The organism is Streptomyces sp. AJS327 (genome assembly GCF_013450295.1).
GTDB lineage: Bacteria > Actinomycetota > Actinomycetes > Streptomycetales > Streptomycetaceae > Streptomyces.
In genome coordinates this window covers 1,426,003-1,438,391 of record NZ_SKBR01000002.1, presented here as the reverse complement: position 1 = coordinate 1,438,391, position 12,389 = coordinate 1,426,003, and the positions used below count along the sequence as shown (strand labels likewise).

General features: G+C 75.6%; 8 protein-coding genes. 2 read left to right on the top strand and 6 right to left on the bottom strand.

Going from position 1 to position 12,389, the window contains the following annotated elements; translation table 11 throughout:
* The first annotated feature begins 1 nt into the window (after window position 1).
* Together E0L36_RS15800 and E0L36_RS15795 are read left to right on the top strand one after the other, a co-directional pair.
* The gene (locus tag E0L36_RS15800; protein WP_180929655.1) at window positions 2-1,990 is read left to right on the top strand and encodes a GMC family oxidoreductase; all 1,989 of its coding nucleotides are present in this window, start codon (window positions 2-4) and stop codon (window positions 1,988-1,990) included.
* Window positions 1,991-2,165: 175 nt separating this feature from the next.
* On the top strand, window positions 2,166-3,302 hold the full coding sequence (locus E0L36_RS15795) for an MBL fold metallo-hydrolase (protein WP_180929654.1): 1,137 nt from the start codon (window positions 2,166-2,168) through the stop codon (window positions 3,300-3,302).
* Window positions 3,303-3,394: 92 nt separating this feature from the next.
* Here the strand turns inward: E0L36_RS15795 and E0L36_RS15790 are convergent, their stop codons facing one another.
* From E0L36_RS15790 to E0L36_RS15765, 6 genes are all read right to left on the bottom strand, one after another.
* Complete coding sequence (locus tag E0L36_RS15790; protein ID WP_180929653.1) at window positions 3,395-4,360, bottom strand: helix-turn-helix transcriptional regulator; 966 nt, start codon at window positions 4,358-4,360, stop codon at window positions 3,395-3,397.
* Between the two features lie 768 nt (window positions 4,361-5,128).
* Entirely contained in the window at window positions 5,129-5,644 is a 516-nt protein-coding gene (locus E0L36_RS15785; RefSeq protein WP_180930043.1) for a lytic polysaccharide monooxygenase auxiliary activity family 9 protein, read from the bottom strand.
* A 377-nt stretch (window positions 5,645-6,021) separates the two neighbouring features.
* Window positions 6,022-7,092 carry an ATP-dependent DNA ligase gene (locus E0L36_RS15780; RefSeq protein ID WP_180929652.1) on the bottom strand — a complete coding sequence of 357 codons (1,071 nt, stop codon included), beginning with the start codon at window positions 7,090-7,092 and terminating at the stop codon, window positions 6,022-6,024.
* Window positions 7,093-7,185: 93 nt separating this feature from the next.
* Entirely contained in the window at window positions 7,186-7,548 is a 363-nt protein-coding gene (locus E0L36_RS15775; protein WP_180929651.1) for a DUF4180 domain-containing protein, read from the bottom strand.
* A 139-nt stretch (window positions 7,549-7,687) separates the two neighbouring features.
* A complete protein-coding gene (locus E0L36_RS15770; protein WP_180930042.1) occupies window positions 7,688-10,978 on the bottom strand; it encodes an amidohydrolase family protein in 3,291 nt (1,096 codons plus the stop codon).
* A 457-nt stretch (window positions 10,979-11,435) separates the two neighbouring features.
* Window positions 11,436-12,335 carry a universal stress protein gene (locus tag E0L36_RS15765; RefSeq protein WP_258016176.1) on the bottom strand — a complete coding sequence of 300 codons (900 nt, stop codon included), beginning with the start codon at window positions 12,333-12,335 and terminating at the stop codon, window positions 11,436-11,438.
* Between the last annotated feature and the right edge of the window lie 54 nt (window positions 12,336-12,389).

The window sequence follows — 12,389 nt, the reverse complement described above, 5'->3', positions numbered from 1 at the left end:
GATGGCGGAGCACACCTCCGGACCGGTGACGCCACCCGGCGCCACCGACGGCACGGACGGCACCGACGGCACCAGCGGGGAACCGCGCTACGACTACGACGTGCTCGTCGTCGGCTCCGGCTTCGGCGGCTCCGTCACCGCCCTGCGGCTGACGGAGAAGGGCTACCGGGTGGGCGTGCTGGAGGCGGGCCGCCGGTTCACCCGGGACACCCTGCCGAAGAACTCGATGCGCGTGCGGGACTACCTGTGGGCACCGGCGCTCGGCCTCTACGGCATCCAGCGCGTCCACGTACTGGACAACGTCATGATCCTGGCCGGGGCCGGAGTGGGCGGCGGCTCGCTCAGCTACGCCAACACCCTCTACGTCCCGCCGCCCGCCTTCTTCCAGGACCGGCAGTGGGGCCACATCACCGACTGGCAGGAGGAGTTGGCGCCCTACTACGAGCAGGCCCAGCGGATGCTCGGCGTCCGCACCAACCCCACCACCACCGAGGCCGACACCCATCTGCGGGCCACCGCCGAGCGGATGGGCGTCGCGGACACCTTCCGGCTCACCCCGGTCGGCGTGTTCTTCGGCGACGGCCGCGACGCCGTCCCCGCCACCAGCGAGACCGGCGCGGACGCCACCGCCGCCGACCCGGGCGGCACGGCGGGAGCGCCGCCCCAGGCGGCGGCCGGGCCCCGCGCGGAACCCGGCGCCCGCGTGCCCGACCCGTACTTCGGGGGCGCCGGGCCCGACCGCACCGCCTGCGTCGAGTGCGGCAGCTGCATGACCGGCTGCCGGTTCGGCGCGAAGAACACCCTGACGGAGAACTACCTGTACCTCGCCGAGGCGGGCGGCGCCGAGGTGCACCCGATGACCACCGTCATCGAGGTGCGCGAGGCCGAGGACGGCGCCGGGCACCTCGTCACCACCGTGCCCACCGACGCCCGGCGCGGGCGCCGCGCCCGCCGGCGGCTCGGACGGGCACCCGGCGCCGGGCGGCTGCCCCGCGGCGCCCGGACGCTCCGCGCCCGGCAGGTCGTCCTCGCCGCCGGGACCCACGGAACGCAGAACCTGCTGCACGCCATGCGGGACAGCGGCGTCCTGCCCCGGCTCTCCGACCGGCTGGGCGTGCTGACCCGGACGAACTCCGAAGCGCTCGTGGGGGCGTTGACCTTCCCCCGCCGCTACCGCGCGCGCTGGGGGAAGGACAGCGAGGTGGACTTCACCAAGGGGGTGGCGATCTCCTCCTCCATCCACCCCAACGACAACACCCACATCGAGAACGTGCGGTACGGCAAGGGCTCCAACCTGATGGCGCTGATCTGCGTACCGCAGTACCGGGTGGGCGGGCGGCTGCCCACCTGGCTGGTGGCGGCCGGGCAGTACCTCCGGCACCCGCTGCTGGTCCTGCGCACCGCCACCACCCACCGGTGGTCGGAGCGCACCATCATCGGCCTGGTGATGCAGAGCCTCGACAACTCGCTCACCACCTACCGGAAGGACAAGGGCCCCGGCAAGGGACGGCTCACCGCCCGGCAGGGACACGGCGCGCCCAACCCCGTCCACATCCCCGAGGGCGCGGAGGCCGTCCGGCTGCTCGCCGAGCGCATCAACGGCTTCCCCGGCACCAACCTCGGGGAACTCACCAACCGGCCGCTGACCGCGCACTTCCTGGGCGGCTGCCCGATCAGCGAGGACGCCGAACACGGCGTCATCGACCCCTACCACCGCCTCCACGGCCACCCCGGCATCTCCGTCGTCGACGGCTCCGCCGTCTCCGCCAACCTCGGCGTCAACCCCTCCCTCACCATCACCGCCCAAGCCGAACGCGCCATGTCCCACTGGCCCAACAACGGCGACCCCGACCCCCGCCCCACCCCCGGCACCCCCTACCAACGCCTCACCCCCACACCACCCCACCACCCCGCCGTCCCCCCACACGCCTACGGCGCCCTCCACCTCCCCACCCTCCCCATCCCGAAGGTCCCACCCCGACACCCCTGACCCCCACCACCACCGCCCCACCCCGTGCCCACCCCGACACCCCCGGCACCCCACCCCGGCCCGGCGAGGCCGACCCCCCCGTGCGGCCGTTCCGGAATAGCCGACCCCCCGTGCGGCCGTTTCGGAATACCGGCGGGTCCGGAAGCGTTCGGCACCAGGAGACCGGGAGGGATTCATGAGTCGTCCGCGCGTCCCACGACCGCTGGCCTTCGGCGCCGCCCCGTCCGGCGAGCGGCTGGCACGCATCCACGCGTCACCGCAGTACGACCGGGAGGCGGGCCACTTCCGCAATCCGGTGCCGGACCCGGCCGCCCCGCGCCCGACCGGCTCCCCGCTGCGGATGATCAAGGCGCTGCTGGGTCGGGCCGGGCGCGGTCCCCGCGGGGCGATCCCGCTCGCCCGCCCCGACCTCTCCCACCCCCCGGCCACCGGGTTGCGGCTGACCTGGCTGGGGCACTCCACGGTGCTCGCCGAACTCGACGGCCGCCGGGTGCTGTTCGACCCCGTGTGGGGCGAACGGTGCTCGCCGTTCTCCTTCCTCGGCCCGCGCCGGTTCCACCCGGCCCCGCTGCCGCTGGCCGAACTCGCCCCGCTGGACGCGGTGGTCGTCTCCCACGACCACTACGACCACCTCGACCTGCCCACCGTGCGTGAACTGGCCCGCGGCCCGGTGCCGTTCGTCGTCCCCCTGGGGGTCGGCGGCCATCTGGAGCGCTGGGGAGTACCGCCGGAGCGCGTCACCGAACTCGACTGGCACGAGTCCACCGAACTCGCGGGGCTGCGCCTGACCGCCACCCCGGCCCGGCACTTCTGCGGACGCGGCCCGCGCGACGCGCAGCGGGTGCTCTGGGCCTCCTGGGTGGTGGCCGGACCCCGGCACCGCGTCTTCCACAGCGGCGACACCGGGTACTTCCCGGGCTTCGCCGGTATCGGCGAGGCCCACGGCCCGTTCGACGCGACGATGATCCAGGTCGGCGCCTACAGCGAGTTCTGGCCCGACATCCACATGACCCCCGAGGAGGGGGTGCGGAGCCACCTCGACCTGAGCGGGGCCGAGGGGGCGCTGCTGCCCATCCACTGGGGCACCTTCAACCTGGCACCGCACCCCTGGGCGGAGCCCGCGGAGCGGATGCTCCCGGCGGCGGCGGAGGCGGGGCTACGGCTCGCCGTCCCCCGGCCCGGCGAGCCGTTCGAGCCCGGCGCGCCTCGCCTGCCGGACACCGCCTGGTGGCGCGAGGCGCACCGGGGCGCGGCCGGCCACCGCGAGGGGCCCGGCCCCTCCCAGGGACGGCGACCCGCGCGGCGCGGCTGAACCCACCACCCGCGCCCCGGGCCGAACCGGGTGCCGGAGCGAGTTGGGGGAGTTCGCCCGGGGGACGGTTCGTACGGGGACGGGCGGGGTGGTCAGCCGCCGCCCGCGCTCCGGGCCACCGACAGCTCGGCCTCCGCCGCCGCCGGGGCGCCGCCCGTCTCCGCCAGCAGCCGCCGCAGGATGCCGGGGGTCTCCTCGGGGGGCCGGGCCGCGGTCACCAGATAGTCGATGACCTGCCGGTAGTACTCGATGTCGTCGGCGTCGTCCGGGTAGTGGCCGCCGATGAGCTGTTCCAGGTAGACGACGTCCGGCAGGTCGTCCCCGGGCAGCCGGACCAGCGTGATCGGCCCGCCGGCGGCGGCGTGCGCCCCCGCGTCGAACGGGATGACCTGGAGGGACACCCGCGGCAGCGAGCAGGCCGCGATCAGGTGCCGCAGCTGGGCCCGCATGGTCTCCGGCCCGCCGACCGGGCGGCGCAGCGCCGCCTCGTCCACCACCGCCCAGAACCGCGGACCCTGGGCGTCATAGAGGACGCGCTGCCGCCGCACGCGCAGCTCGACACGGCGCTGGAGCTGTTCGGGGGGCACGTCGGGCCGTCCGAGGCCGATCACGGCCCGGGCGTACTCCCGGGTCTGGAGCAGCCCGGGGACGAACTGCACCTCGTAGCCGCGGATGACGCTGGCGGACTGCTCCAGGCTCAGGTAGGGCTCCAGCCAGCCGGGCACGATGTCCGCGTATCGCCGCCACCAGCCGGCCGCTCCGGCCTGCGCGGCCAGTTCGAGCAGCAGCACCCGCTCGGCGGCGTCCGCCACCCCGTAGATCGTCAGCAGGTCGGCGACGTCCCGCTGCGAGGCGCCGACGCGGCCGAGCTCCAGCCTGCTGATTCCGGCCGCGGAGGCGCGGATGGCCCCGCCCGCCTCCTCACGGGAGATGTGCTGGGCCTCCCGGAGTCGCCGCAGCCGCGCGCCGAGCACCATGCGGGGAACCGCGGGACCCGTCGGCCGCCCCTCCGGAACCCGGCTGTCCGGACACACCCCCGTGAGGTCAGAGTTGCGCATGATCGTGCTCCCCATGCCGTAACCGCGAAGATCTCACCACGGTTACAGTCTGCCCACTCCCCTTCTCGGACATTGCGCGAGGGGCCCTTTGACAGGCGAGGACGCCTACAGGGGGTGGTGTGGGAGCACTTTCCGGCCAGCCGGGGCCCAGAGCGGCGGGCGGCCCGGAACGGGGATCCCCGCCGCTTCCGCGGACCGGCGGGGCGCGGCGGGCGCTCGGGCGGCCCCGGTGGAATCCGGCCTTCCGGCCGGTGGAGGAGTGGATTCCGGGTTGCTCCGGCCGCCCGGACGAGGCGGACCGGGCGTCGCGGGGCGGCCGGTCTCCCCGGAACTCCGGTGGGGAACACGGCCGTTGCCCCGGAGGGAACCGGGGCGGATCGGCCGGAAACCCCCTCTCGTGCTGGGAGTGTCGCGTGCGGCGGGGGTACCGCTCCCACCGCCTGATGCCGGGGCGTGGGACCGGCGGCGGGAGCGGAGTGGATCCCCGGCGCGGGGCACCGGGCGAGGGGGCCCGGCCGGGCGACCGGGAGGTGGCGCGGCGGCGGGGGACTGACCCGCCGCCGCGCCGGGAGGCACACGGCTTCACCGTGCGGCCGCGACGCCCGGGTCACCGGTGACCGGGAAGGGACCGGCCGTCCGGGGACGCGGAGGCCGCCACCCACGCGCTCCCGGCGTCGCGCCGGGAGCGCCGTCCGGCGGACCGGACGTTCCGGGTGCCCCGGTCGGGTGTGTCCGGCGCCGCGAGCGCGCCGCCGAACACGTCCCGGGTCAGCGGATGTTGACGTCCACGCAGGCGTAGAAGGCGTTCGCGGTGTCCGCGACGTTCCACACCGCCAGGACCTTCTGCTGACCCTTCAGGCCACCGAAGTCGACCTGGTGGGAGACGTTGGCGGGCGGCTGGGCCCCGCCGTCGTCGAACTCGGCGACCTTCTGGCCGCCGACGAAGTACTGCCAGGTGCTGGTGGAGTGCCGGGCGGTCAGCGTCCAGTTGAAGGTCGTGGAGCTGCCCACGTCGTGGACCTTCCAGCCCTTGCTGTCGTCGTCCAGCTCGGCGAAGCGGCTGTTTCCGCCGCTACAGCTGGTCAGGCCCTTGGGCCCCTCGACGCTCTGCGGTTCGTACTTGATGTCACCGCACTCGACGGTGCCGGCGGCGCACTGCGCCTGGCGGCTGCCGGGGTCGTTCACATAGCCGTGCGCGCTCGCCGAGCCGGCGGGAAGGGAGACGGCGACGATCGGCGCCACCGCGGCGCCGAGCATGACAGCCAGTTTCCGCTTCCTATGCATCATCTTGCGCATGCGAACTCCTTCACGGGGGAGGCCCCTGCTCCGGCCGGTCGGGGTACGGCGCGCGGTGCGCCGGACATCCGTCGCCGGGGCCTCGTTTGAGCGGGGAGAAGGCCAACGCGGGAGGGCCGCCGCCGGTGCGTGACGGCCGTCCTGGGGTGCTGTGGGACAGCCGTCGGCGGGCGGCGCCTCGTTCGCGCTCGCCACTTGAATTGGTCTAGACTTTACCGCGTGTCGGTTCACGGTCAAGAGGCGTGACCGAGAGGGCAGTTGGGATCTCCAGGATTCCGCGCACCGCGCCGCTCGTACGCACACCCCGGCGCTCGCCCCCGTCCCGCCACCCGTCCCGCGCCCGCGCCCTGTCCCGGCGCCCGGGCTCAGCCGGCCGGGGGCGCGGTCAGCACCTCGGAGAGTTCGTACCCGACCGGCTCCGCCACCTGGGCGTAGCCGCAGTCGCGCGGCTCCCGGTCCGGACGCCAGCGGAGCAGCCGCGTGGTGTGCCGGAAGCGGTCCCCCTGCATGTGGTCGTAGGCCACCTCGCAGACCCGCTCCGGCCGCAGCGGCGTCCACGACTGGTCCTTCGTCCCGCTCCACCGGTTCGGCGCGCCCGGCAGCCGGGACTCGGCGTGCGCGCCCTCCTCCTCCCAGGCGGCCCACGGGTGGTCCTCCGTGCCGGTGCGCAGCGGCGCCAGCTCGTCGAGCAGTTCGCGCCCGCGCGCGGCGGTGAAGCCGGAGCAGACCCCGACGTACTGGAGTCGGCCCTCCCGGTCGTGGAGGCCGAGCAGCAGCGAGCCGACGCCCGATCCCGCGCGGTGTTCGCGGTATCCGGCCACCACGCAGTCCGCCGTCCTGCTGTGCTTGACCTTGATCATCAACCGCTCCCCCGGCCGGTAGGGCAGTTCGTGCGGTTTGGCCAGCACACCGTCCAGCCCGGCGCCCTCGAAGCGCGCGAACCACTCCCGGGCCAGCTCCAAATCGTCGGTGGCCGGGGCCACGAAGACCGGGTCGCGGGTGTCGCGCAGCGCCTCGGTGAGCACCCGGCGGCGTTCGCGCAGCGGGACGTCCATCGCCGAGGTGTCCTCCAGGGCCAGCACGTCGAAGGCGACGAAGGCCGCGGGGGTGGTCTCCGCCAGCAGCTCCACCCGGGAGGCGGCCGGGTGGACGCGGGCGGCCAGCGCCTCGAAGTCCAGCCGCCCCTCCAGGGCCACCACGATCTCGCCGTCCACCACGCAGCGGCGCGGCAGCTCGGACCGGAGCGCGGGGAGGAGTTCGGGGAAGTAGCGGGCGAGCGGCTTGCCCGTGCGGCTCTGGAGCCACACCTCGGCACCGTCCCGGAAGACGAGGGCGCGGAAGCCGTCCCACTTCGCCTCGTACTGCATGCCAGGGGGGATGGTCTCCGCCGTCCTGGCGAGCATGGGCCGGACGGGGGGCATCACCGGTAGGTCCATACCGCGATTGTCCGGGCGGCGGCCCCCGCGCGCCCGCTGGGCGCGGGCGCGGAGCCCCGGCCCGTGCCGCCGTCCGGGGGGCCGGGGGCGCGGTCAGCTCGCCAGGCGGGCGCGGAGGTCGTCCAGGTCGACGGGGAACCAGAGCTGCCGCCCCCGGTCACTCTCGCGGACGAAGTCCCGCAGCGCGGCGCTGGCTTCGGTGTGCGCGGAGATGTCGCCCAGGACCGCCAGCCGCATGCCGTAGTTGGCGAACTTCTGGACGATGTCGCCCGCGACGCGGGTCCTCAGCCGGAAGAAGTCCGCCCCGAGCCGTTCGGCGGGCAGCACGACCCACTCGGCGCCCTGGTACGAGGCGTCGCCGATGAGGTCCAGGGCCTCCCGCTCACCGGCGACGGTCTCCCCCTCGGCGGGGCACAGCAGGACCGGGACGTCGTGGATCCTCTCCAGGGTGCTCATGGCGCGCCAGGCTAGTGTCCGCGCGCCCCCGGAGACCACGTGTTTTCCGCGGCCGTCCGCGCCCCGGGCCCGGGGCGCGCGCCCGGAGGCCACCGGGTGGGCGGGGGAGCTGGCTCCTCCACCCGCCCGGCACGGCGCGTCAGCCGCCGCAGCAGGTGTCCCGGCGCAACTGGTGGGCGACCCGGCGCCAGTGCTCCGCCCGTTGACGCGCCTCGCCCGCCGCGCCACGCGGGGCCGGGACACCGCCGTCCGGCTCGTCGGGGAACGCCTCGATCAGCTCGCGCTGCCGGTAGAGACTGCCGCCGCGCACCACCGCGACCGTCCGGATGAGCGCGTTGATGTCGCGGAAGGGGTCGCCGTCCACCAGGGTGAGGTCGGCCAGCTTGCCCTGCTCCACGGTGCCCAGGTCCCGTTCGAAGCCGAACGCCCGCGCGGGCAGCACCGTGACCGTGCGCAGCGCCCGCGCGGTGGAAACTCCCGCGGCGTGCAGCGCGCGCAGCGCGAGGTGGAGGTGGAGGCCCACCGGCACGAGCGGCGCGTCCGTCCCGAGCGCGATCAGCCCACCGTCCGCGAGCACCCCGCGGTAGACGTCCATCTCCCGCTCCAGCGCCGCCCGTTGGCCTGGGGTCGGGGGCTGTTTGGCGGCCTCGGCGACGGCCTCGCCGTCCCACGGCGGCATCAGCCGCGTCACCCGGGGATCGCGGGCGAGCGCGGGGTCGTCGCCCACCAGCGACTCGGCCGTGAAGGGGGTGGCGACCAGGTGGAAGTCGCCGGGACGGGTGTAGATCTCGGTGACGTCCTGGTAGGCCCGGCCGGAGGCGCTGGTCGCGTGCCCGTACTCCAACCGCTGGGTGGCCTGGAGGTGGGTGGTGAGGTCCTGGCCCAACTGCACGCCGGGGCTGCACAGATGGCTTCCGGCGGTCACCCCGAGCCGATCGTGCGCGAAGCTCGCGGCCTCACTCATGATCCAGCCCGCCGCGCGGACGTAGGTCTTGACGAAGTCCCAGTCCAGCGCGGCGCCGCGCTCCAGGGTGCGGCGCAGCCCGTCCCGCGTCCCGTGGGCGCGTCCCATGCTGTAGGCGACGCGGGCACCGTCCAGCAGTTCGCCGGTGGTCAGCAGCCGGGGCCCGGCCATCTCCCCGGCCGCGACCGCCTCCCGCAGCCGGGCCTGCTCGTAGGCGAAGCCGCCCAGCGAGACGGCGGTGGTGATGCCGTAGGCGAGCTGGGTCGCCGCCTGCCGTCCGCCGTAGCTGCTCTGCCAGGGGTGGGTGTGGCTGTCGAACAGCCCCGGCAGCACGGTGTACTCGGAGGCGTCGACCCGCTCGGCGGCCCGCCGCCGCGCGCGGTGCGGCACCACCTCGGCGATCCGCCCGTCGCGCAGCACCACGTCGACGTCCTCGCGGACCTTCTCGCCGGTGCCGTCCCAGAGCCGCCCGGCGTGCACCACGGTGTCCTTCGGGCGGGCGGTCCGGTAGTCCAGCGGCATCCGGACGGTACGCGGCGACCCCCCGTCGACGGAGATCAGCCGGAGCTTCCCGGAGGAGAGGTAGAGCAGCGAGCCGGAGTCACCGGCCCACGAGGGGTGGTCGGCGGCCTCGTCGGTGAGGCGGCGCGCCTTCCCCTCCGGCGCGCCGTCGGCGCGGACCGGCAGCAGCCAGAGCGCGGACTCGACGATCAGCGCCATCCAGCGGCCGTCCGGGGACCAGACGGGCCCGCCGTCGTAGCGGTCGGAGAGCGAGACATGGGGGGCGACGGCGTGCAGCCGGTCGTCGCCGGTCGTCGTGTCGACCACCCGGATGAGGTTGTAACCCTCGCGGAAGCGCTGGTTGAGCCGGTTGCGGTCGCAGAAGGCGAGGTAGCGGCCGTCCGGCGACCAGCTCGGCCGCCCGGGCAGTCCGCCGGCGGCCAGCGCGGTGGCCAGGGTGCGCTCCCGGCCGTCGGGCAGGTCGCGGACGAGCAGGCTGCCGTCCATGTCGAGGCAGGCGAGGCGCTCGCCGTCCGGGGAGAGCGCGGGGAAGATCCGGCCGCCCTCGGCCAGCACCGTCTCCTCCCCGTCGGACATCCGGCGACTGCGCACGGCCAGCAGGCCCGAGCGGTCGTCCGCGTAGAGCAGGCTGCGGCCGTCGGCGCTCCAGGACGGCGCCTGCGGGTAGTGGGTGGCCTCGGCGCGCACCACGCGGCGCGGTGGGCGCCCGCCCGCCACCTCGCCGACCCAGATCCCGTTCAGCGCGGCGAACGCGATCCGCCTGCCGTCCGGGGAGAGCGCGGGCAGGTGCACCCCGCGCACCGGCCGCTCGCCGCCCCCGGCGGCGTCCACGAGCCGGGCCGCGCGGTCCTTCGCCGCGCGGCCGGAGACGCCGGGCCGGTCGAGGGGCAGCGTCGCGGTGAACGGGACGCGTTCGGCGGTGCCGCTGCCCGCCTCGACCAGGTTGAACTGCCCGTCGACGGTGAGCAGGAGCTGGTCGTCGCCGGTCCAGCGGGGCGGCACCGGCTGGAGGTCGCCGTCGATCGGGACCTCGGCACCCTCGACGAGCAGCGCGCAGCGCGGCACCTCGCCGCCGGTGACGCGCAGCACGGCCAGCCGCCCCTCGGGCGAGACGGCCGGGGTCATCAGGTTCGCCTCGGTCCGCTCGGTGTACTCGGCGCGCACCGCGCCCGCCCCGTCGGCCGGTACCGAGGCCACGGTGCGGGAGATCAGCACCGGCGGCTCACCGTCCGGGCCGCCGGGGGTGACGGTGCCCCGGACGAACAGCACCCGCTGCCCGTCGGGGGACCAGACCGGGTCGAAGTCCTCCCAGTCGCCGTCCTGTTCGGGACCGTCCTGGCCGGGGAGGCCGGTGAGCCGGGTGAGGTCGCCGGAGACGGGGTCCAGCACCCAGATCCGGTACGGGCTGCCCTTCACCGGGTCGCCGCCGCGTTCGGAGGTGAAGGCGATCCGCTTGCCGTCCGGCGACCAGGCGGGCGCCCGGTCGTCCCACGGGCCCTTGGTGCGCTGGGTGAGGCCGGAGCCGTCCGGGCGCAGCGTCCAGATGTGGAAGCCGCCGCCACGGAAGGCGCAGACCGCCAGCTGGCGGCCGTCCGGGGAGAGCACCGGCCGGGTGGGTTCCAGATCGGGTTCGGTGAGCGGTTCGGCCCGGCCCCCCGCCCGGGGGATGGACCAGAGGGTGTTCTGCACCTCGGCGATGAGCCGGTCCCCGGAGGGCAGCAGGGTGGCGGCGCCGTTCGTCGCCGCCCGGAAGGTGAGTGCCGCGCCCTCGCCGGAGGCGGCGGGTGCGGGCGCGGCGGCGGCCGGGGTGGCGGCGACCGCGCTCAGCCCGGTCGCGGTGAGCGCCGTTCCGGCGGCGCCCGCCAGCAGCAGGCGGCGGGAGAGCGGGTGCGGTACGGGGGCCGGGGTGGGCCCGTCCGGGGCGGGTGCGCTGGGGCCCGCGATCTCCGCGGTCTCTCCGGTCTCTTCGGTCTCGGCGGGCGCGGCGGTGGTCCGGGAGAGCGCGGGGGTGCGGGGGCCGCGGGGGACGGTAGGCTCGGAAGGCGAAGGGGCGGTGAATCTGGACGAGTTCGATTCCAACGGTGCTCCCTGGGCCGACGGGGCGCGCGGGCCGCAAGATGGTCGCACACCGTCCACACGCCGGTCACCACCGCGAACGGGACCGCGCGTCGCCCGGTGGTCCGGTCGCCGGGCCGCCCGGGCGCCCGCGGACGGGCGCCACACGGGCTCCGGTGGCCCGGGGCCGGAGGCGCCCGGTACCCCGGGTGGCGCGGTCCGGGCACCGGGGGTGGCGCCGTTCCCCACCGGACGGGCGCGCGGTCATCCGTACGTCCGGGCCCGCGCACGCGAAGGGGGCCGTGGCGCCTGGCCACGGCCCCCTCGACGCGTCCGGCGACGCGGTTCAGGCGCTCGGCACCACCACGACCGGGCAGTGCGCGTGATGCAGTATCGCGTGGGCGACCGGGCCGAGTTGGAGGGCCAGCCGACGGTGGCCACGGTGCACGCCGAGCACTATCACGCCCGCTCCCCGGCTCGCCTCGATCAGCGCGGGAGCGGGTGAGTCACTGAGCAACTCCCGCTCGGTGACGGGCACGTCCGGGTAGTCGCCGCGCAGGGGCTCCACCGCCTCTCGGACCAGGGCGGCCGCCGCCTCGTGGTCCTGAGCCGTCGTCCGGGGCGGCAGCCGCAGGGCGATGGCCGGGACCAGCGGATGCGACCAGGCGTAGAGCACCCGCAGCTCGGAGCGGCGCCGCTGGGCCTCCTCGAAGCCGAAGCGGACCGCGGCGGCGTCCGACTCCGCCTTGAGCGCCACCAGCGGGGGCAGCAACTCGGCCTCGGGGTCCGGTTCGTCACCCCGCACGATCATCAGCGGGCCCTGGCAGTGGGCGGCCAGCCGGAGGCTGACCGAGCCGAGCAGCAGTCCGGCGAAGCCGCCGTGCCCCCGGGTGCCGAGGACCGTCAGCCGCGCGTTGCCGCTGGCCCGGACGAGGGCGGCGGCGGCCGGTTCGGCCAGGGCCCGGGGGACCGCCCGCAGCCCGGGCACCCGATCCCTGGCGCGCTGGGCAGCCGCGTCCGCCACCTCCTGGGCGGAGGTCAGCACGTACTCGATGTCCGCGGCCGTCACCGGACCCGGCGCGATCCTCGGCGAGCCACCCGCGCACAGCACCTCCAGATCGCAGCCCCAGCGGTCGGCCTCGTCAGCGGCCCGATCCACCGCCCGCATCGAGTGGTCCGAGCCGTCGACGCCGACGACCACATGGCTTCTCCCGGACTGCGCGGGCGGCTGGTTCATCCCGGTCATCTCCTCTGTCGCTCCTCCGGTTCCCAGGTCAGTGTGCCCTGCATATGCCGGAAG

Coding starts and splice junctions, on each gene's coding strand:
- E0L36_RS15765 (WP_258016176.1), bottom strand. CDS start 12,335: ATGACCGGGATGAACCAGCCGCCCGCGCAGTCCGGGAGAAGCCATGTG.
- E0L36_RS15785 (WP_180930043.1), bottom strand. CDS start 5,644: ATGCATAGGAAGCGGAAACTGGCTGTCATGCTCGGCGCCGCGGTGGCG.
- E0L36_RS15790 (WP_180929653.1), bottom strand. CDS start 4,360: ATGCGCAACTCTGACCTCACGGGGGTGTGTCCGGACAGCCGGGTTCCG.
- E0L36_RS15780 (WP_180929652.1), bottom strand. CDS start 7,092: ATGGACCTACCGGTGATGCCCCCCGTCCGGCCCATGCTCGCCAGGACG.
- E0L36_RS15775 (WP_180929651.1), bottom strand. CDS start 7,548: ATGAGCACCCTGGAGAGGATCCACGACGTCCCGGTCCTGCTGTGCCCC.
- E0L36_RS15800 (WP_180929655.1), top strand. CDS start 2: ATGGCGGAGCACACCTCCGGACCGGTGACGCCACCCGGCGCCACCGAC.
- E0L36_RS15795 (WP_180929654.1), top strand. CDS start 2,166: ATGAGTCGTCCGCGCGTCCCACGACCGCTGGCCTTCGGCGCCGCCCCG.